Here is an 18,360-nt window from a genome sequence, read left to right as displayed (position 1 = left end):
CAGGATGACCATCCAGAATTTGCTCTACCACAGCTCCAAGCTTCCAGATGGCGGAGCATAAAGCGGTCATGGCATCGACCTGCACTTTCGGTTTCTTCTTTTTCAAAGACACGGCTCTCAACGCATCGCACACAACACCTGTCCGTGTCCATGCATGCAGCCGATCATTGGCCACAGGTTCTCTGAGCACGGCTATGAGTTCATCAAACTTGGCTTCACCGAGAGATCCGCCAAGCACGCCCTTCTTCAGAAGGACTTCATTAGTGAATTCCTTCTCGCAGGGGATGCGCCCCAAGGCCTGAGATAGTTTGACAAACAACCCTTCGCATCGTCGCAATATCTTACCGTCTGTGAAAGCCAGCCCCATTAATTTCACTTCATCAGAGAAATCATCTTTCCGTGGAATTGAACCGTCTTTCGTTCGGTCTTGTGCCTGCCAAAGCTTGTCCAGCACGCGAATACAATCTGCCTTTGTCATCCGCTTTCCTGACTGAATATCCTTGCGCTTCTTTTCCTCCCACACCTCTCGTCTCAACTCTTCTATCGTCGGAAGCCGCTCTAGTTTGAGGTTGAGGTTCGTGTGGGATTGAAGAATCGCGAGACGCTTGGCGTTAGCGGGTTCTTGGAGGCATTTCTCTATTTTCTTCACCAAAGAACCGAACATTGCGAGCATCACCGGGCCATCCTGTTCACAAATCCGCCTCAACTCATCAAATGCTTTTTCAGCGGTGTCATGCCGCATTTTATCAAAGGCTGCCTCCGTCTTGTCAGCGACAAGGGAGGGCCGAGACGCAATCAAGCCCGGACTCTGGCAGCTTGCCACGACCATCAATGCCAGATCAAAGTGATCTTCGAACACAAGCATGCCAAAGGTGTGAAAAAGTGCGCGCCTGAGCAGGGGTAATTCGGGCAGGCGTTCCATTAGAAAATCAGTCGGCTTCATCGGTGCCAGTCTGATCTGAAATATTTGGGTGCGCTAGCGCTTCGAGCAGGCAATCAGCCCGATTGCATGTCTGGCCACTAGGAGCTTGTCACCAAGGAAGGCATGCATTGCCCATTTTCCCGCCATCGAGTTCAATTTATATCATTGCGCATCTTCTCCGCCATCTTGTTGGAATGCGCTGCAAACAGGTGGCTGTAGGTGTCGAAGATCAACTTGCCACCATCCTGGTGCCCTTGCCATTCTGCGATGGTCTTGGCATCTACCCCCTTTTGAATAGCCCGCGTCACAAACATTCTGCGCAAGGCTCGCTGGCTGTAGGCCGGCAGTCCGAGGCGCTTGCAGGCTGCCGCCAGTGCCTTCTTGGCATCTTTGATCCCAAAAACCACCTGATCCTGCTTCCCTTCACACTCTGACTTCAGCCGTTCCAGCAACGGGCGCAACTGCGGGTAAAGAGGAAAGAAAAACCGGGATCTGGTCTTGTGACGGAAAGAAGTCACACTCTCCCCCTTCCAATCGATGTCCCGCCAGAGCAGCGCACCTGCTTCGGCCTGTCCTTGCCCTGCGAGCCCAAGGTACTGCACAAAATCAGCACTATTCTTGGCCTCGGCGTTGAACTGCTGGTTGCGTATGTCCACCACGATTCGTTCAAACTCCTCAAAGGTCGGAGTGAGCCTGATGGGTCGTTCCTTCTTCTTACGCTTGATGGTGTCTGCACGCGCCGGGTTCTCAATGATCACCTTGTCCGCCACCGCGAGATCAAAAATGGCCCGCAAGCATTCCAAGTACAAATGCTGTGAGGCCCAGCCAAAGGTGTAGCTCGACAGCCATGCGGCCACCTCAGAGGGTTTCACTTTGGCAGCAGCCACCTCAGCCCCACCCGGCCAGTCATCTTTGATTTTCTGCACGATGTCCTGTTTTCTACGGACGGTCTTGGCCGCCTGATTGCTGCAGGTCGTCAGATAGCGGTCACAGAGAGCCAACAGGGTCACCCGCCCTGCACCAGGGGCCGTGCGGCCCACATCGCGCTTGAACTCAGCCAGCTTGCGCTTGGCATGGGCTTTGTCGGAGGTTTCCAGGCTGCGACGAATCAGCTTGCCGGAATGCCGCATCACAGCATAATAAATGCCGTTCGATGAATACCGATAAAGGCACTCACCTACTTTCTCAAACGACCCCTTCTGTGCGTGGGCGGCTCCCATATGCCCGCACGTTGCAGTATACAAGGACGGTATCCAAGGGAAATTTGGCGAGTTCTAAAAATCGCCATAATTCACTGAATCATAACACGTTGGGGCTATAGCTCAGTTGGTAGAGCGTCTCGTTCGCAATGAGAAGGTCAGGGGTTCGAATCCCCTTAGCTCCACCACTCGCCAGCTGGCCGCATCCCAGCGCTGCGAGACAACAAAAAACCAGGGAGCGCGACTCTCGTCGCCACCCTGGCTGCCGCATCAGCGGTCATGCTTACTTCTTCTTCGCAGGCTTGGCCTTCGGGCTTGCGCTCGAACTCGAGCTCTCGGCGTTCTGGTCCTGCTCCACTTGGCGGGCGACGGCGCGTTCGACGTAGTTGGCAAAGCTGCGACCGTCGAGCGCCGCATATTTCTTCGCCAGCTTGGCAATTCGGGGGTCGATGGTGATGCTGGTATTGATCTTCATGTGGTGGCAGAATGTGGTATCAGAGCGCATCATGCAACAGACTTTTTGCGCACGCGTTCAAACGAACATCAACTTTGTGCCTCTTGGAAACACCCAAATCCCCCATCTAAAAGCACCGCTCTGTCTGGCGGCTGGGTCATCTGACAAAACTGGCGGTGAGGGAGGGATTCGAACCCTCGGTAGCTGTTAAGGCTACGCATCTTTAGCAAAGATGTGCTTTCGACCACTCAGCCACCTCACCAATAGTTGTCCCGCGACCGGATGGCCAGCGGAGCGCTTATTTAGCGTGCAGCCTGGCGCATCGTCAAACGAAATGTCACTCTTGCGCGCATCTCATTCGATTAAATCCGGGCGGTTCGTCCGCGTGCGCTCCAGCGCCTGCTGCTCCCGCCATGCGGCGATCTTCGCGTGATTCCCGCTGAGCAGCATCTCCGGCACCTTCATTCCACGGTATTCCGCCGGCTTGGTGTACTGCGGCGCCTCCAGCAGGCCGCTGGCGCCAAAGCTCTCCTCCACCGCGCTCATTTCATCTCCCAGCACTCCGGGCAGCAGGCGCACGATGGCATCCATCACCACCACGGCGGCGATGGCTCCGTTCGTCAGCACATAGTCTCCCAGGCTGATCTCCTCGTCCACCCAGTGCTCAATGATGCGGTGGTCGATCCCCTCGTAATGGCCCGAAAGAAAGATCAAATGCGGCTCAGCGGACAGCCGCCGCGCCGTGGCCTGATCAAAACGCCTCCCCGCAGGTGACATGTAAATGATGCGCGCCTCCGGTGTGTCGATGCGGTCCAGCGATTCGAACACCGGCTCCGGGCGGATCACCATCCCCTGCCCTCCCCCGTAAGGCGTGTCGTCCACGTGGCGGTGCTTCCCCAGCCCCTGCTCACGCAGATCATGCACCCGCAGGTCCAGAATGCCCTTCTCCTGCGCACGGCCCATCATGCTCAGGCCCATCGGCACCGAGACCAGTTCGGGAAACAGCGTCACCACATCAATTCGCATTCTGGGGCTATGCCGCAGCCTTGCGGGCACGGCAAGCCCGGCATTCTCACCTTCACCGGGAATGCGCCTTGACGCTTCGGGCCGCACTCCTACTATCGGGTTCCCCCATTTTTTCTCCATGAACATCCACGAGTATCAAGCCAAGCAACTGTTCGACAAATTCGGCGTCGCCAGTCCCAAAGGAATCGTCGCCAGCACGGCGGCAGAAGCAGGAGCTGCGGCTCGCGAAATCGGTCAGGCAGGACTCGTGGTGAAAGCCCAGGTGCATGCCGGCGGTCGTGGCAAAGGCACCTTCAAAAACGGCTTCAAAGGCGGCGTCCATCTCGTGAACACCCCGGAAGAAGCGGAAGACATCGCGGGCAAGATGCTCGGCCAGACCCTCGTCACCCACCAGACCGGCCCGGAAGGCAAGCTGGTGAGCAAGGTGCTCATCGCCAAATCCGTGGACATCAAGAAGGAATACTACTTCGCCATCCTGTTTGACCGCGTCTCCAGCAGCCACGCCATCATCGCCTCCACCGAAGGCGGCATGAACATTGAAGAAGTCGCCGAGAAAACTCCGGAGAAGATCACCAAGGAGTTCATCAATCCCGCCATCGGCCTCCAGGCCTACCAGTGCCGCAAGATCGCCGCTTCGCTCAATCTGCGCGGCCCACTCATGAACCAGGCCGTGAAACTTTTCACCGCACTGTGGAATCTCTACCTGAAGAGCGACTGCTCCCTGGTTGAGATCAACCCCCTGGCCATCACCACCGAAGACCAAGTCGTGGCTCTGGATGCCAAGTTCAACTTCGACGACAACGCCCTCTACCGCCAGAAGGACGTCACCGCCATGCGTGACACCACGGAAGAAGACCCGCGCGAAGTCGCCGCCAGCGAATACGGCCTCAACTACATCGGTCTCGATGGCAACATCGCCTGCCTCGTCAACGGCGCCGGCCTTGCCATGTCCACCATGGACATCATCAAATTCCACGGTGGAGAGCCTGCCAACTTCCTCGACGTCGGCGGCGGCGCCACCAAGGAGCAGGTCACCGCAGCCTTCAAAATCATTCTGGGCGATCCGAATGTGAAGGGCATCCTGGTGAACATCTTCGGCGGCATCATGGACTGCAACATCATCGCCACCGGCATCATCGCCGCGGCGCAGGAAGTGTCCCTCAGCATCCCGCTCGTCGTCCGCCTCGAAGGTAACAACGTCGAAGCCGGCAAGGCCACCCTCGCCAGCAGCGGCCTGAAGGTCACCAGCGCCAGCGACCTCACCGACGCGGCGCAGAAGATCGTCGCCGCAGTGAACAGCTGATCTCGCATCTGCCTGCCGCTTTAGGGGATCTCAAAATCCCCTAAACAAGTTTGAAAACCCGATTTACGGCCTCGTAAATCGGGTTTTCGTTTATCCGCCATGGCCAGCATGACCACCGAAGAACTCCTCGACCATGCTCAATGGCTCTATACCTTTTCAAGCTCACAAAAAGGTTCGCCGTCCATGCAGCCTTGAAAAAGGGAAACGCCTCAAGGTAGCGCCCTCTCTTGGGAACGCGGCACCTCGATCCCGCTCCCCACTCAGCAGCCCCGCCTCGGGTGCACTGATAAGCCCAGCTCGCGCATGGCGTAATGGTTTCATGCCCACACGCCGCACCTTCCTGTCCACGAGTCTCGCCGCCCTCGCCACCCGCGCCCTGTCGCAAACGCCCCCGGCCGCTGAGCCCGTCATCGACATCCATCAGCACATGAACTACCACAAGCGCGCGGATGAGCATCTCCTCGCGCATCAGGTGGCCATGGGCGTCACCACCTCCATCATCCTGCCCGCAGGTACCTATCTCGACCGCCCCTCCACCCACAACGGCAAATCGAACGGCCTCGCCGCCCAGTGCGCCACCACCGAGGCCGCGCGGGGTTTCGCCAAAGCCCACCCCGGCGCCTACCTCTGGGCCGCCAATGAAATCACCGACCTCGACACCGCGCCCGCCGAGATCGAAAAATGGCTCAAGCAGGGCGCCTGCATGATCGGCGAGCAGAAATTCATGGTTCAATGCGACTCACCCGAAAGCCAGAAGCTCTACGCCCTCGCCGCAGAGTACCAGGTCCCCATTCTCCTACACTTCCAGCACCAGACCTACAACCTCGGCTACGAGCGCTTCCACACCATGCTGGAGAAGTTCCCCAAGACCAACTTCATCGGCCACGCCCAGGCCTTCTGGGGCAACATCGACAAACAGCACGATCAAAAAGTGAACTACCCCAAGGGCAAGATCACCCCCGGCGGCATCACCGATCGCTACCTCGCCGACTATCCCAACATGTTTGCCGACATGTCCGCTGGCAGCGGCCTGCTGGCCCTCACCCGCGACGAAGAGCACACCACGAAATTCTTCGACCGCCACCAGGACAAGATCCTCTACGGCAGCGACTGCGCCGACCACCTCGGCCGCGGCCCCGGCTGCCAGGGCGCCCAGACCCTCGCCGCCATCCGCAAGCTCGCCCCCAGCAAAGCCGTCGAGCGCAAGATCCTCTTCGAAAACTCCCGCAAGCTCTTCCGGCTCGCTTAGCGCCGTTCTTCCCCGCGCTGCCCCCCTCATGGTCTGAACCGTCCATACGCCGCTTTTTTTTTACGAATCAGCCGCTTCTTCGAGCGAACGTTTTAGAGATCCTGCTGTCAATGACCTGACGACGCGGCGCTGGTGCGCTGCCCTCCAGCAATCATCAGCCTCTTCTGCTTCACTCAATGTCAATGGATCTCTGCCAGGCGGCATTCAGCATCATCAACCAAATGCACGCCTTGGTTGCCTGCTGGAATGCCGACGAAAAATGCACTTTTTCCAACCGTGCCTTCCAATCTTGGTTTAGCAGGCCCCCTGAAGAGATGGCCGGTGTCTCCTTGCAGGAGCTTCTGGGTCCGGCCGCATACGAAGCCAACCGGCGTCACATTCGAGGGGCGTTGCACGGTGAAAAGCAGATTTTCGAGCAGCATCTCACCCACTCATCCTCTCAGACAACCCTTCGCTTTCTCGTCACCTGCACTCCGGATATGGCAGGCGATGTGGTGCACGGTTTCTCCCTGCATGCCACCGAACTGCCCGCCCAGACCCGGCTGCGCGAGTGGATGCCCATCTGCTCAAGCTGCAAAGACATCCAGACCTCCGGCGGAGAGTGGCATCCTCTCGAAGACTATTTCTCACGGCATTCCAGCATCACTTTCACGCATGGCCTGTGTCCGAAATGCGTGCCGCAGTATTTCCCCAGCCCGGATGACATCGTGAAATCAATCTAGTCCCCTGCGCCGTCACTGACCGCTTGCATCTTTCAGGCCGTTGTCCCCGTTAGGAACCAGCCATGCCCGACACCGACCCCAGCAAGACCAATGTCAAAGTCGAAGCCTGGACCTTCGACGTCGGCGATGCAGGAAAAACCACCGACGCCTTTGCCGAGGAAGTCATGCACCGCGTCGAAACCGCGTGGGCCGGCGGCGTGGACATTGTCCTCCTCCCCGAGTACCTCTGGACCGCCCTGGAGCCTCTGCTGCCTCCGGACGCAAACATGGAAGACATCGCCAAAGTCGTCTGGGTGGACCTCATGCCCAAGCTCAGGCAGCGCCTCTGCCGCCAGGGCAAGCACGCCATCCTCGGCACGGCCCCCTATCTCGATCCGGCGACCAAGCACCTCTACAATCGCGCCCTCATCTTCAGTGACGGGCGGGTCCTGCATCAGGACAAACTTTTCCTCACCCCATGGGAGCACGAGTTCAGAGCAGGCCACGAACTGTTCGTCTTCGAAATGTCCGGCCTGCGCGTCGCCGTCGTCATCTGCCTCGACATCGAGGTGCCGGAGCTCAGCGCGCGTCTGCGCGGGCTCAATATCGACCTCCTCCTCGTCCCCAGCGCCACGGAAACCCTCTACGGCAGCGAGCGCGTCACCCGCTGCGCCTCCGCCCGCGCCATCGAGCTCGGCTGCGCCGTCGTGGTCTGTTCTCTCGTGGGCAAATGCGACTCCAGCATGGTCAATGTGAACCTCGGCAGGATCGCCATGTACCTTCCAGCACTCAAGGCGTTCGAAGCCTATGACCGCTCTGAAGACACCCGCCTCGTCCATCAAGGCTGGCACGCCCTGCGTGTGGAAGTTCCCGAGGCTGTCATTCAGGAAGCCCATCGCCGGCGCAAGGAAACCAATCCCTCTCAGCTCAACATCAACCTCACCCCAGAGGAGGTGCAGATCGACGAAAGCGCCCGCACTCCATCCCCTAGGAAAATCGCCAGACGGGAACGCATGTGAACGCATTCCCGCCCGGCATGAATTTCACTTCTTCGCGCGCACCTCGTTCACAAACTCCTCCATCAGATCCATCGCCTTCGCGATGAGTTCCGGAGCAGTCGCATAGCAGCAGCGTACAAAGCCTTCACCCGCACTGCTGAAAGCACTGCCAGGGACCACGGCCACGCTCTTCTTCTCCAGAAGCTGAATGGCGAACTCCTTGCTCGTCAGTCCCGTGCTGCGGATCTCAGGGAAGACATAGAACGCGCCGCCCGGATTGAAGCAATGCAGCCCCATGCCGTTGAGCCGGCTTACAATCAGATTGCGCCGCTGTTCGTAGCTCTGCCGCATGTCTTCATACGCAGCCTCGCCCATCTTGAGCGCTTCGATGCCGGCCATCTGGCTCATGATCGGAGCGCAAAGCATGCAGTACTGATGAATCTTCATCATCGCCTCGCGCAGCGGAGCCGGAGCGCAGGCATAGCCGAGGCGCCAGCCCGTCATCGCAAACGCCTTGCTGAAACCGTGCAGCAGCACCGTGCGCTCACGCATGCCGGGAAACTCCACAATGCTCTTGTGCTTGCGTCCGTCATACAGCAGTTCGCTGTAGATCTCGTCCGTGAAAACGAGCAGGTCGTGCTTCACCGCCAGCGCGGCGATCTTCGCCAGCTCCTCATGCGGCATGATGCCACCGGTCGGGTTCGTCGGGAAGTTCAGCGCGATGACCTTCGTCCTCGGCGTGATCGCCTTCTCCACATCCTCCGCCATCAGAGCGAACTCATTCTCCTCACGCGTCTGCACCACCACGGGCACGCCGTAGGCCATCTTGATGCTCGGTGAGTAGCTCACATAGCACGGCTCATGATAGATCACCTCGTCCCCCGGATTCAGCACCGCACGGAAGGCGATGTCGAGCGCCTCAGACACGCCCACCGTCACCAGAATCTCCGTCTTCGGATCATACGTGGTGCGGAAATGCTTCGTCACATACTCGCTGATGCCGATGCGCAGCGATTCGAGACCGAGGTTTGAGGTGTAGCTTGTCTGGCCTTTTTCCAGCGAGCGGATCACCGCCTCACGGATCGGCCAGGGAGTTGGCTTGTCGGGTTCACCGACGCCGAGCGAAATGACATCGGTGCGACCGATGACGAGTTCGAAGAAATCGCGGATGCCGGAGCGCGGCAGGTCGCGAATGATGTTTGAAATTTTGTTGTCGTATTCCATGACCACAGGTTCCTCTCAGTTCATGGACTCACAGGCAGGCGCTCTTCATCGCCGCTGGCATTCGCGAGAAACCCGCCCTCTTTGTACGCCTTCAACTGAAAGCGCGTGGCCGTGGACAGCACACCGCCGAGGGTGCTGAGCTTTTCAGCCACAAAGGTCGCCACATCGAGCAGGTCCTTGCCCTCGACGATCACAGCCAGGTCATACCCGCCGCTCATCAGGAAGCATTCACGCACCTGGTCAAATTTGGAAATACGGCGTGCCAGGCGGTCAAAGCCGCCATCGCGCTCGGGTGCAATGCGCACCTCGATCAAAGCCGTCACACCACGCTGCCCCGCCTTGAGGCGGTCCACCACGGCGCTGTAACCCAGGATCGTGCCATCGGCCTCGGCGGCGGCGATCCGTGAAGCGACTTCGGATTCCGTGAGGCCCAAGGCTGCGGCCATCTCTTGATGGGAGCGATTGGAGTTATTGTGCAGTAGTTCGATGAGCGGGTCCATAATAGGGGCTGCGACTGTAGCGCCACTTGCCCGTTTGAACAGCGGAAAGCAGAATGAACATTGAACTTTGCCCCTTGCACAACGAACATGACAGGATGCGCAGCACCGCCATCCAGATCATCGAAAAGCTCACTCAGGCCGGTCACAAGGCCCTCCTGGCGGGAGGCTGCGTTCGGGACATGCTGCTGGGTCGCGAAGCCAAAGACTTCGACGTGGCCACCAGCGCCACGCCTGAGCAGGTGGTGAAGCTCTTCCCGGGTGCTCAAACCGTGGGCGCCCACTTCGGCGTCGTCATCGTGCGCCTGAACCATGTGCATGTGGAAGTCGCCACCTTCCGCAGCGACGGCAGCTACAGCGACGGCCGCCGCCCAGACAGCGTCACCTACTCCACGCCGGAGCTCGATGCCCAGCGCCGGGACTTCACCATCAACGGCCTCTTCTTCGATCCCCTCACAGAGCAGGTCATCGACTACGTCGGCGGCCAGGTGGATCTGCGCATGGGCCTGCTGCGTGCCATCGGCGTGGCCAAAGACCGTTTTGAAGAAGACCACCTCCGCATGCTCCGCGCCGTGCGCTTCGCCACCGTGCTCGGCTTCGACATCGAGCACGCCACATGGGAGTCCATCTGCGGCCTCGCCCCCAAGATCAAAAGCGTCAGCATTGAGCGCATCCGCGAGGAGTTCGTCAAAACGATGCTCAGTCCCAACCGCGTGCGCGGTTTCGATCTCCTCGTCAACAGCGGTCTCATGGAGCAGTTCCTCCCCGAGATCCTCGTGCTCCAAGGCTGCGAGCAGCCGCCCCAGTTTCACCCGGAGGGCGATGTCTTCATCCACACCCGCCTCATGCTCAGCCTGCTTCCCGCCGAAGTCTCGCTCCCGCTCGTCATGAGTGTGCTCCTGCACGACATCTCCAAGCCCGCCACGCAAACACGCGATGCCGACACCGGCCGCATCCGCTTCAACGGCCACGACAAGCTCGGTGCGGAAAAGACCGGCGAGATCATGCGCCGCATGAAATTCCCCAACGACGTCATCGAGCCCACCGTCATCGCCGTGGAAAACCACATGGTCTTCAAGGACGTCAAAAAGATGCGCACCGCCAAGCTGCGCCGCTTCATGGCCCGCCCCTCCTTCGACGACGAACTCGCCCTCCACCGCGTCGACTGCCTCGGCTCCAACGGCTGGCTGGACAACTACGAGTTCCTCCTCGCCAAGCGCGAAGAACTCGCCAACGAGCCCATGCTGCCGCCACGCATCATCACCGGCGCCGATCTCATCGCCCAGGGCTGGCACGCCGGCAAAGCCCTCGGCAAGCTCCTCACCACCCTGCAAACCCTGCAGCTCGAAGGAACTCTCAAGACCAAAGAAGAAGCCCTCGCCTGGGTCGCCCAGCACGCCCCCGTGCCCGATGTCTTCGACGCAGTCGAGGAGTAGCTCTGAAGTACGACGGACACTCCTGTCTGTCGGTCAGCGCCACCGCCAGCCCCCATGATCCCAGATAAACCTGCAATGCCGCCACAGCAACGGCATGCCTCTCCCACCCGTCTTATCGGCGGTCCATCGCAACTCGCATTTTAGCCTGAACCGCTGGCCGACTGACACTCCTGTCCATCGTTCTAGCTATATAAATTCAAGCCAAAGATGCGCGTCACTTCGCCTTCTTCTGCTTCTCCCATTCCTTCCGGAACGCCCCCTCCCGGTCATCCACATAGGCATGATAGCCCTGCGGATCGATGAACGGATTCACCGCGCTCTTGCCTATTTGCGCATGCTTCGCCTCCATGCCGTAGTAGCCGCCGTGCGCCCCCAGAAACAGATCCACCGGCAGCGCCTTCAGCACCTTGAAAGTCTTCTCATAATCCGTCGCGATGCCCGGGTAATTCCTGTTCCCCACCAGCACATACCCAGGATTCACATTCGGGCTGCCGATGATCACCGCATCCAGCGTCTTCCCCTGCTCCTCCACCTTCATCGTCCACGTCGTGCATCCTGGCGTATGTCCAGCCGTCAGCCGCGCGACCAGCACCGAGCCGCCCAGCTTCACCTCCTCGCCATCCTTCAAACGGCGGTCCACCTTCGCCGGCGGAAACTGCGTGTAATCCCCTTTCCCGATCCGAGGCTTCTTCGCGCCGCCGTTCTCCACCGCGTCCGCGTCCTGCTCCATCACCCAATACTTCGCGCCGGTCTGCTTCACGATCTCCGCGCTGCCCGCACAGTGGTCCGAATGCGCATGGCTGATGAGCAGGATGCGGATGTCCGCGAATTTGAATCCCAGCTTCTCCACGCTCGCACGGATCAGCGGCACGGATTCCTCCAGGCTGCTGTTGATCAGCACATGCCCCTGCGGCGTCGTGATCAGATAGGAGGCCAGATCGCGCGACCCCACATAGTACAAATTCCCCGCGATCCTGTGCGGCGGAAACGGCTCCGTCCAGCTCGAGGTGTCCTGCGCGGAGACGAGGTTGCAGCCAAGAAGCAGCAGAATGGAGCAAAGGATGTGAGAGTGGAAATGGTTAGTCATGGGTGGCAGGAGTTCCGAGAATCTTCATGCGCTGCTCGTTGTTCAGCTTTCTCATCGAGGCAACTTCGTGGTGAAACGCTTCCAGATCGCCTCCTTTTTCCTTCAGCAGCCGTTCAAAGCCTGGCACCATCGTGTAGTAGGTCGCCACCGTGTTGAGCCGTGCATTGTTCCAGGTCTTCGGTGCATGATGGATGTGAAACCGCACATGCGGGCTGATGGCCCGCGCCTCCCTCAGCATGCCGTCAAACACCCGCTGCTTGGCCTGCCTCTCCGCCTCCACGCTGGGATAGGTGCCAGCATAGGTGGCCTTCAGTTTTTCCCGGGTGCCCAGCATCAGGCGCACCACCTCGCGGTTCTTCTTCAAGCTGGCTTCAAATTCCCGCAGCCCACGCACATCCCCCTTCGAATTCAGCCAGCGCCGCACACCATCTTCGGCATTCGCAGTGGCAAAGGCCTCGTTGAAATCAGTGTCTCCGGGAATGAACACCTTGGCGTGCGTCAGCTCATGGAAGATGAGCTCGGCCAGCTCCGCATCGTTGCGATGAAGAAAGGTGTTCAGCACCGGGTCCGCCAGATAGCCCAAGGTCGAATAGGCTTCCACCCCGCCAATGAACACATCATACCCCTTCTTCTTGAGCTTTTCCATTTCCTGCCGGGCATCCTTCTCATCAAAAAAGCCCCGATATTTCAAGCTGCCCACCAGCGGGTACCACCACTTCTTGCTCTCAATGGAAAACTCCGGCGCAGCATACACCACCCACACAACGTAGGGCCGCTTGAGGTCGCAGTACTTGCCAAAGCTCTTCGTCGGCAGATGCAGGTCGCTGGCGGCAAAGGAGCGCAGTTCTTCGATCAATTTCAGGCGCTGTTTCACGCGCTCCGCCACGCTGGGATCCGCCAGCGCCTCCGCATTGGGCCGTGATTTGCGCCAGATTTCCGTCTGCCCGCTGATCGCCTGGGTGTAAAACTGCACCGTACTGCATGCGCACAAGCAGAGGAGCGGCAGCAGAGCGAACCAGTTGCGCGTTAAAATCATCCTGCCAGTTTAGGGCATCCACTCCAACCGACCAACATCAATGTCCTTCATCCACGACGATTTTCTGCTGTCCACCAAGTCCGCCAGCCGGCTCTACCACACCTTTGCCAAGGACGAGCCCATCCTGGACTACCACAACCACCTGCCGCCCAAGGACATTGCGGACAACCGCCAGTTTAAAAACATCTTCGAAATCTGGCTCGAAGGCGACCACTACAAGTGGCGTGCCCTGCGCTGCAATGGCGTCCCGGAGGAGTTCATCACCGGCAAGGCCAGCCCCCGCGACAAATTCCTCGCTTGGGCCAAGACCGTCCCCCACACCCTGCGCAATCCCCTCTACCACTGGACCCACCTGGAGCTGAAGCGCTACTTCGGCATCGACACCCTGCTCGATGAAAAGACCGCCCCCGCCATCTGGGAGCAAACCGAGGCCGCCCTGGCCCAGCCTGAAATGAGCGCCCGAGGCATCCTGCGCACGCAGAAAGTCAAGGCCCTCTGCACCACCGACGATCCCATCGACGACCTCGCTCATCATCAAAAGTGCGCCGCCGATGGCTTTGAAGTCGGCGTGTATCCCACCTTCCGCCCGGACAAAGCCCTCGCCGTCCACCTGCCCGAAGCTTGGAACACCTGGTGCGACAAACTCAGCGCCGCCAGCGGCATCGAAGTGAAAAGCTACGCCTCCCTGCTGGATGCCCTCAAACAGCGCCATGACTTCTTCCACAGCGTCGGCGGTCGCCTCAGCGACCACGGCCTGAACTACTGCCACGCCAATTTCGTCAGCGAAGCCGAGGCCGAGCGCATCTTCCAGAAAGCCCGCAGCGGCACCGCCGCCAGCGCCCAGGAGCAGGACCAGTTCGCCAGCAACATCATGCTCCACGTCGGTCGCCTCAATGCCTCCCGCGGCTGGACCATGCAGCTCCACCTCGGCCCCGTGCGCAACAACAACAGCCGCCTTGCCCGTGAAATCGGCGCAGACGTCGGCTGCGACAGCATCGGCGACTGGCCGCAGGCGGAAACGCTCTCCCGTTTCCTGGACCGTCTGGACACCGAAAACGCCCTGCCCAAGACCGTCCTCTACAACGTCAACCCCAACGCCAACTACGTCTTCGGCACCATGGCCGGAAACTTCGCCGACGGCACCACCCCCGGCAAAGTCCAGTTCGGCTCCGCCTGGTGGTTCGTCGATCAAAAGGAAGGCATGGAGTGGCAGATCAATGCCCTCAGCAATCTCGGCCTCCTCAGCCGCTTCATCGGCATGCTCACAGACAGCCGCAGCTTCATGAGCTTCCCCCGCCATGAATACTTCCGCCGCACCCTCTGCAACCTCCTCGGTGCCGATGTCGAAGCCGGCCTCATCCCCAACGACGACGCCCTCGTCGGCACCATGGTGAAGAACATCTGCTACCCCAATGCCAAAGCCTACCTCGGGCTGAAGGTGTCCTGATCCAGTTCATCGCCGCCTGTATCGCCCGCGCTGCTCTGTGCGGTGATCCTCAAAAAGCGCCTGCTTCAACATCTGGGAATACTCCCAGTGTTGAAGCGAGTCGAACGCCGCGAATTGGTGGATGCAGATGATCAGCCAGAACTCGAACTGGTAGCTGGTTTTGGAGCACTTGTGCCGCAGCCGGCGCTGGGCCACCCAGGCGCCCGGCCAGCCGCCCGCGAGTTCCAGGAGATGAAGCAGCATCTCAGGTGTGCGCCACGCCTCCTGGCGCGCCTTGCGCTTGTCACTTCGATACATCGCATACGTGATCAGTGACAGGGTGCAGACATAGGCCGCCAGTTTCCAGAGCTCCCAGCCCGTCTGCTGCCACGCATAAGCGGGCAGCACCAGCAGCGCCCCCAGCAGGAGCAGCCCCATCAGACTCACCTCGGAGACTTCGCGCACCTGCACCGCATTTTGCGCGCACGGGCGGCATTGGGCGTCCAGCCCCCAGTTAAAACGAATCTCCTCCCCCGCCCTTGGAACATGGTGGAACCTGGAAAAATCACGCCGATGCAGAAACAGCCGTTTGTCGCCAAACTGCAGCCAGCCAAAGCCCTTGTCGGCATGCCATTCAATAATTCGGGCAGTGTATTCAGGCTTGCGCAATTCAGCGAAAATCATTGGGAAACATCGGCATCTGCACCGGCATTCACCCAAGGGCAAGCCTCTCCATTGCGGCTCCCCCTACTCCCTCCACTTCAGCAGCAGCAGGGTCAGCACAACACCGCTGGTCCATAGCAGCCAGCTTTCCGTGATGAGGTAGGAGCAGCCGAGCATCGCCGCCCCCAGGCCCATTTTGACCACCGAGCCCACCGATTTGCCATAGAGCAAGACTCCCAGGCCGATGGCCCCGAAGATCAGGGAGCCGAAGAAATCTGCAGCGGACGGCATATGTACCCACAGTGGCGTCGTTTTCCCGGCATTGCGAGGTTTTCAACCGGACCACGCTTTACAACGACTTCGAAGCTTTGTTCATTATTCATTGCAGCACCCCTGCGTCGATTCTAAAAGCTGTCTTTTGACTAAGCTAACACAAGGGCCGATCATGCAGGTTCTGCCATGACAGCCGCCCGCTAATTTTTTTGCCCACACAAAAACCTCCCCACCAGCACTCAACCATGAAAAAACGCATCCTCATCACTGGCGGAGCCGGCTTCCTCGGATCTCACCTCTGCGAACGCCTGCTGGAACAGGAACACGAAATCATCTGTGCGGACAATCTCTTCACGGGCCGCAAGCAGAACATCGCCCATCTCATGAGCAATCCGAACTTCGAGTTCATGCGCCATGACATCACCCAGCCGATCAATGTGGAGGTGGACCAAATCTACAACCTCGCCTGCCCCGCCTCCCCTCCCCACTATCAGTACAACGCCATCAAGACCATCAAGACCTCGGTCATGGGCGCCATCAATGTCCTCGGACTCGCACGCCGCCTCCAGGCCCGCGTCTTCCAGGCCTCCACCTCGGAAATTTACGGTGACCCTGAAGTCCATCCTCAGCCGGAAAGCTACTGGGGCCACGTCAACACCATCGGACCGCGTTCCTGCTATGACGAAGGCAAGCGTGTCGCCGAGACCCTCTTCTTCGACTACCACCGCCAGAACGGCGTGGACATCCGCGTCGTCCGTATCTTCAACACCTATGGCCCCCGCATGCTGCCGGATGACGGCCGCGTCGTCTCCAATTTCATTGTCCAGGCACTCAAAGGAAATGACATCACCATCTACGGCGATGGCCAGCAGACGCGCAGCTTCTGCTATGTGGACGATCTCATCAGCGGCTTCATCAAGTTCATGGAAACGGACGATTTCACCGGCCCGGTCAATCTGGGCAATCCGGGTGAATTCACCATGCTCGCCCTCGCCGAGCAGGTCCTGGCCAAAGTCGGTGGCAAATCCAAGATCGTCTTCCGCCCCCTCCCCGCAGATGATCCCAAGCAGCGCCAGCCGGACATCACCCTCGCGAAAACACGTCTCGACTGGGAGCCTAAAATTCCATTGTCTGAGGGACTCGACCGCACCATTGCTTATTTCGCCCACCTGCTCGCAAGCCCGGCATCAAAACAGCCGCGGCCGATGAAGGCGCCTCTGAAAAAATTGACTCTGAACTGATTTACCCGATCTAAAAAGCTTATGAGAATTTGTTGCATCGGCGCCGGCTATGTCGGCGGACCCACCATGGCGATGATCGCCGCCAAATGCCCTCACATCCGCGTCGATGTGGTGGATCTCAATGCCGAGCGCATCGCCGCTTGGAACTCCGACGAACTCCCCGTCTATGAGCCGGGGCTCGATGACCTCGTGCGTGCCTGCCGTGGAAAAAACCTCTTCTTCTCCACCGAAGTCAAAAGCAGCATCCACGCAGCCGACATCATCTTTGTCAGCGTGAACACCCCCACCAAGACCTTCGGGATCGGTGCCCACAAGGCGGCGGATCTGCGCTTCATTGAGGCTGTGGCCCGCACCATCGCCGAAGTGGCGGACTCACCAAAAATCATCGTCGAAAAAAGCACCATCCCGGTGCGCACCGCAGAAGCCATCAAGACCATTTTGGCTTCGAGTGCGAAAGGCTTGAAGCATCAGGTGCTCTCCAATCCGGAATTCCTCGCGGAAGGCACCGCGGTGGTTGACCTCACCAGTCCTGACCGAATCCTCATCGGCGGCGAACAGACCGAAGGTGGCCTGGCCGCTATTGAGACACTGGTCAGCGTCTATGCCAACTGGGTCCCCCGTGAGCGCATCCTCACCACCAACCTTTGGTCCTCCGAACTCTCCAAGCTCGTCGCCAACGCTTTCCTCGCCCAGCGCATCTCCTCCATCAACAGCATCTCAGCCCTTTGCGAAAAGACCGGCGCAGATGTGGATGAAGTCGCCCGTGCCATTGGTTCCGACTCCCGCATCGGTCCTAAATTCCTCAAGGCCTCGGTCGGCTTCGGCGGCTCCTGCTTCCAGAAAGACGTCCTCAATCTTGTCTACCTCTGCGGCCATTTCGGACTGCCAGAAGTCGCCGCCTATTGGGATCAGGTGATCATCATGAACGACTGGCAGAAACACCGCTTCGCCGAGCGCGTGCTCCGCACCCTCTTCAACACCGTCACCGGCAAACGCATCGGCGTCCTGGGCTTTGCTTTCAAGAAGGACACCAACGACACCCGCGAATCCGCCGCCATCCACGTGTGCAAGGATCTTATCGAGGAGCGCGCCATGCTCTCCATCTATGATCCAAAAGTCGGCTCGGCCCAGATTTGCAAGGATCTCGAAATCGAAAGCAGCCATTCCAGTGTCGAGTTTGCCGCCAGCGCCGCAGAGGCCGCCGCAGGTGCACACGCCCTTTTGGTGCTGACCGAGTGGGATGAATTCCGCCAGCTCGACTTTGAAGCCATCTACCAGTCCATGGTGAAGCCCGCCTGGATTTTTGATGGTCGCAGCCTGCTGGACCACGCAAAGCTCCGTCAAATCGGCTTCAAGGTCTACAGCATAGGCAAACCGCTGCCTGCTGAGGTGAAGGAGTAGGAAAGACCGCCCCCCCCTGCCCGCAGCTCCCCGCTGATGGATGCCCCCCGCAGAACCCGTTCAATTTGGGCTCCATCTTGCGGGCTGCCCATGCACAGCCCAGTCAGCACCAGAGAAACGGTATCTGCATGAACACCTGCGCATGATGAAAGACCTGGCTTCCACGCATCGCGGTCGGAATCGCTGGCTCCCATGGACGATGCGTCGGGAGCGAAATCGGCGGC

General features: G+C 59.4%; 18 protein-coding genes, 2 tRNA genes and 1 pseudogene. 10 read left to right on the top strand and 11 right to left on the bottom strand.

All coding sequences use genetic code 11. The features are described from left to right. Both ACILSL_RS21770 and ACILSL_RS21765 read right to left on the bottom strand, forming a co-directional pair. A partial coding sequence (locus tag ACILSL_RS21770) for a hypothetical protein (RefSeq protein ID WP_395734171.1) occupies nt 1-943 on the bottom strand: 943 nt, incomplete at its 3' end. Between the two features lie 131 nt (nt 944-1,074). Continuing rightward, the gene (locus ACILSL_RS21765; protein ID WP_395734170.1) at nt 1,075-2,142 is read right to left on the bottom strand and encodes a tyrosine-type recombinase/integrase; all 1,068 of its coding nucleotides are present in this window, start codon (nt 2,140-2,142) and stop codon (nt 1,075-1,077) included. Nucleotides 2,143-2,233: 91 nt separating this feature from the next. Between ACILSL_RS21765 and ACILSL_RS21760 the strand changes: the two genes are divergently transcribed. Beyond that, nucleotides 2,234-2,309: transfer RNA gene (locus ACILSL_RS21760), tRNA-Ala, on the top strand. Nucleotides 2,310-2,404: 95 nt separating this feature from the next. On the opposite strand, the gene ACILSL_RS21755 is transcribed toward ACILSL_RS21760, so the two are convergent. From ACILSL_RS21755 to trmD, 3 genes are all read right to left on the bottom strand, one after another. Continuing rightward, entirely contained in the window at nt 2,405-2,596 is a 192-nt protein-coding gene (locus ACILSL_RS21755) for a hypothetical protein (RefSeq protein ID WP_395734169.1), read from the bottom strand. 150 nt (nt 2,597-2,746) lie between these two features. Continuing rightward, a tRNA-Ser gene (locus tag ACILSL_RS21750) sits at nt 2,747-2,837 on the bottom strand. Between the two features lie 92 nt (nt 2,838-2,929). Further along, on the bottom strand, nt 2,930-3,601 hold the full coding sequence (gene trmD, locus ACILSL_RS21745; protein ID WP_395734168.1) for a tRNA (guanosine(37)-N1)-methyltransferase TrmD: 672 nt from the start codon (nt 3,599-3,601) through the stop codon (nt 2,930-2,932). A gap of 118 nt (nt 3,602-3,719) precedes the next feature. On the opposite strand from trmD, the gene sucC reads away from it, so the two are divergent. The 5 genes and pseudogenes from sucC to ACILSL_RS21720 all read left to right on the top strand — a co-directional run bounded on the left by sucC (nt 3,720) and on the right by ACILSL_RS21720 (nt 7,873). Continuing rightward, on the top strand, nt 3,720-4,904 hold the full coding sequence (sucC, locus tag ACILSL_RS21740) for an ADP-forming succinate--CoA ligase subunit beta (protein ID WP_395734167.1): 1,185 nt from the start codon (nt 3,720-3,722) through the stop codon (nt 4,902-4,904). Between the two features lie 319 nt (nt 4,905-5,223). Beyond that, nucleotides 5,224-6,153 carry an amidohydrolase family protein gene (locus tag ACILSL_RS21735; protein ID WP_395734166.1) on the top strand — a complete coding sequence of 310 codons (930 nt, stop codon included), beginning with the start codon at nt 5,224-5,226 and terminating at the stop codon, nt 6,151-6,153. Between the two features lie 176 nt (nt 6,154-6,329). After that, nucleotides 6,330-6,617, top strand: a pseudogene (locus ACILSL_RS21730) (PAS domain-containing protein); the annotation flags it as partial. A gap of 15 nt (nt 6,618-6,632) precedes the next feature. After that, nucleotides 6,633-6,875: a hypothetical protein gene (locus tag ACILSL_RS21725; protein ID WP_395734172.1), complete on the top strand. Its 243-nt coding sequence runs from the start codon at nt 6,633-6,635 to the stop codon at nt 6,873-6,875. A gap of 62 nt (nt 6,876-6,937) precedes the next feature. After that, the gene (locus tag ACILSL_RS21720; RefSeq protein WP_395734165.1) at nt 6,938-7,873 is read left to right on the top strand and encodes a nitrilase-related carbon-nitrogen hydrolase; all 936 of its coding nucleotides are present in this window, start codon (nt 6,938-6,940) and stop codon (nt 7,871-7,873) included. 24 nt (nt 7,874-7,897) lie between these two features. Here the strand turns inward: ACILSL_RS21720 and ACILSL_RS21715 are convergent, their stop codons facing one another. Further along, a complete protein-coding gene (locus tag ACILSL_RS21715) occupies nt 7,898-9,076 on the bottom strand; it encodes a pyridoxal phosphate-dependent aminotransferase (RefSeq protein WP_395734164.1) in 1,179 nt (392 codons plus the stop codon). A 20-nt stretch (nt 9,077-9,096) separates the two neighbouring features. Next, entirely contained in the window at nt 9,097-9,522 is a 426-nt protein-coding gene (locus ACILSL_RS21710; RefSeq protein ID WP_395734163.1) for an Lrp/AsnC family transcriptional regulator, read from the bottom strand. A gap of 107 nt (nt 9,523-9,629) precedes the next feature. On the opposite strand from ACILSL_RS21710, the gene ACILSL_RS21705 reads away from it, so the two are divergent. Then, nucleotides 9,630-11,009, top strand: coding sequence for a CCA tRNA nucleotidyltransferase (locus ACILSL_RS21705; protein ID WP_395734162.1), 1,380 nt, complete (start codon nt 9,630-9,632; stop codon nt 11,007-11,009). A gap of 214 nt (nt 11,010-11,223) precedes the next feature. Here the strand turns inward: ACILSL_RS21705 and bla are convergent, their stop codons facing one another. Continuing rightward, nucleotides 11,224-12,096 carry a subclass B3 metallo-beta-lactamase gene (gene bla / locus ACILSL_RS21700; protein ID WP_395734161.1) on the bottom strand — a complete coding sequence of 291 codons (873 nt, stop codon included), beginning with the start codon at nt 12,094-12,096 and terminating at the stop codon, nt 11,224-11,226. Then, complete coding sequence (locus tag ACILSL_RS21695) at nt 12,089-13,132, bottom strand: aminopeptidase (protein WP_395734160.1); 1,044 nt, start codon at nt 13,130-13,132, stop codon at nt 12,089-12,091. The genes bla and ACILSL_RS21695 overlap by 8 nt, the downstream gene beginning before the upstream one ends. 40 nt (nt 13,133-13,172) lie before the next feature. Between ACILSL_RS21695 and uxaC the strand changes: the two genes are divergently transcribed. After that, the gene (gene uxaC, locus ACILSL_RS21690; RefSeq protein ID WP_395734159.1) at nt 13,173-14,579 is read left to right on the top strand and encodes a glucuronate isomerase; all 1,407 of its coding nucleotides are present in this window, start codon (nt 13,173-13,175) and stop codon (nt 14,577-14,579) included. A gap of 6 nt (nt 14,580-14,585) precedes the next feature. Here the strand turns inward: uxaC and ACILSL_RS21685 are convergent, their stop codons facing one another. Beyond that, nucleotides 14,586-15,242 (bottom strand): DUF1294 domain-containing protein, encoded by a 657-nt coding sequence (locus tag ACILSL_RS21685; protein WP_395734158.1) that lies wholly within the window; start codon nt 15,240-15,242, stop codon nt 14,586-14,588. Between the two features lie 63 nt (nt 15,243-15,305). Then, complete coding sequence (locus ACILSL_RS21680) at nt 15,306-15,512, bottom strand: hypothetical protein (protein ID WP_395734157.1); 207 nt, start codon at nt 15,510-15,512, stop codon at nt 15,306-15,308. Between the two features lie 227 nt (nt 15,513-15,739). Here ACILSL_RS21680 and ACILSL_RS21675 point away from each other — a divergent pair, with 227 nt between their 5' ends. Both ACILSL_RS21675 and ACILSL_RS21670 read left to right on the top strand, forming a co-directional pair. After that, nucleotides 15,740-16,735 carry a UDP-glucuronic acid decarboxylase family protein gene (locus ACILSL_RS21675; RefSeq protein WP_395734156.1) on the top strand — a complete coding sequence of 332 codons (996 nt, stop codon included), beginning with the start codon at nt 15,740-15,742 and terminating at the stop codon, nt 16,733-16,735. 21 nt (nt 16,736-16,756) lie between these two features. Beyond that, the gene (locus ACILSL_RS21670) at nt 16,757-18,136 is read left to right on the top strand and encodes a UDP-glucose 6-dehydrogenase (protein ID WP_395734155.1); all 1,380 of its coding nucleotides are present in this window, start codon (nt 16,757-16,759) and stop codon (nt 18,134-18,136) included. The last annotated feature ends 224 nt before the right edge of the window (nt 18,137-18,360 follow it).

The organism is Prosthecobacter sp. (assembly GCF_044222345.1).
Taxonomy (GTDB): domain Bacteria; phylum Verrucomicrobiota; class Verrucomicrobiia; order Verrucomicrobiales; family Verrucomicrobiaceae; genus Prosthecobacter.
Note: the sequence above shows the minus strand (reverse complement) of the source record. Positions and strands in the feature narration are given on the sequence as shown.

What these genes read in the sequence shown, in the direction of transcription:
- ACILSL_RS21765 (WP_395734170.1), bottom strand. Translation starts at nt 2,142, where the DNA reads ATGGGAGCCGCCCACGCACAGAAGGGGTCGTTTGAGAAAGTAGGTGAG.
- ACILSL_RS21755 (WP_395734169.1), bottom strand. Translation starts at nt 2,596, where the DNA reads ATGAAGATCAATACCAGCATCACCATCGACCCCCGAATTGCCAAGCTG.
- trmD (WP_395734168.1), bottom strand. Translation starts at nt 3,601, where the DNA reads ATGCGAATTGATGTGGTGACGCTGTTTCCCGAACTGGTCTCGGTGCCG.
- sucC (WP_395734167.1), top strand. Translation starts at nt 3,720, where the DNA reads ATGAACATCCACGAGTATCAAGCCAAGCAACTGTTCGACAAATTCGGC.
- ACILSL_RS21735 (WP_395734166.1), top strand. Translation starts at nt 5,224, where the DNA reads ATGCCCACACGCCGCACCTTCCTGTCCACGAGTCTCGCCGCCCTCGCC.
- ACILSL_RS21725 (WP_395734172.1), top strand. Translation starts at nt 6,633, where the DNA reads ATGGCAGGCGATGTGGTGCACGGTTTCTCCCTGCATGCCACCGAACTG.
- ACILSL_RS21720 (WP_395734165.1), top strand. Translation starts at nt 6,938, where the DNA reads ATGCCCGACACCGACCCCAGCAAGACCAATGTCAAAGTCGAAGCCTGG.
- ACILSL_RS21715 (WP_395734164.1), bottom strand. Translation starts at nt 9,076, where the DNA reads ATGGAATACGACAACAAAATTTCAAACATCATTCGCGACCTGCCGCGC.
- ACILSL_RS21710 (WP_395734163.1), bottom strand. Translation starts at nt 9,522, where the DNA reads ATGGCCGCAGCCTTGGGCCTCACGGAATCCGAAGTCGCTTCACGGATC.
- ACILSL_RS21705 (WP_395734162.1), top strand. Translation starts at nt 9,630, where the DNA reads ATGAACATTGAACTTTGCCCCTTGCACAACGAACATGACAGGATGCGC.
- bla (WP_395734161.1), bottom strand. Translation starts at nt 12,096, where the DNA reads ATGACTAACCATTTCCACTCTCACATCCTTTGCTCCATTCTGCTGCTT.
- ACILSL_RS21695 (WP_395734160.1), bottom strand. Translation starts at nt 13,132, where the DNA reads ATGATTTTAACGCGCAACTGGTTCGCTCTGCTGCCGCTCCTCTGCTTG.
- uxaC (WP_395734159.1), top strand. Translation starts at nt 13,173, where the DNA reads ATGTCCTTCATCCACGACGATTTTCTGCTGTCCACCAAGTCCGCCAGC.
- ACILSL_RS21685 (WP_395734158.1), bottom strand. Translation starts at nt 15,242, where the DNA reads ATGATTTTCGCTGAATTGCGCAAGCCTGAATACACTGCCCGAATTATT.
- ACILSL_RS21680 (WP_395734157.1), bottom strand. Translation starts at nt 15,512, where the DNA reads ATGCCGTCCGCTGCAGATTTCTTCGGCTCCCTGATCTTCGGGGCCATC.
- ACILSL_RS21675 (WP_395734156.1), top strand. Translation starts at nt 15,740, where the DNA reads ATGAAAAAACGCATCCTCATCACTGGCGGAGCCGGCTTCCTCGGATCT.
- ACILSL_RS21670 (WP_395734155.1), top strand. Translation starts at nt 16,757, where the DNA reads ATGAGAATTTGTTGCATCGGCGCCGGCTATGTCGGCGGACCCACCATG.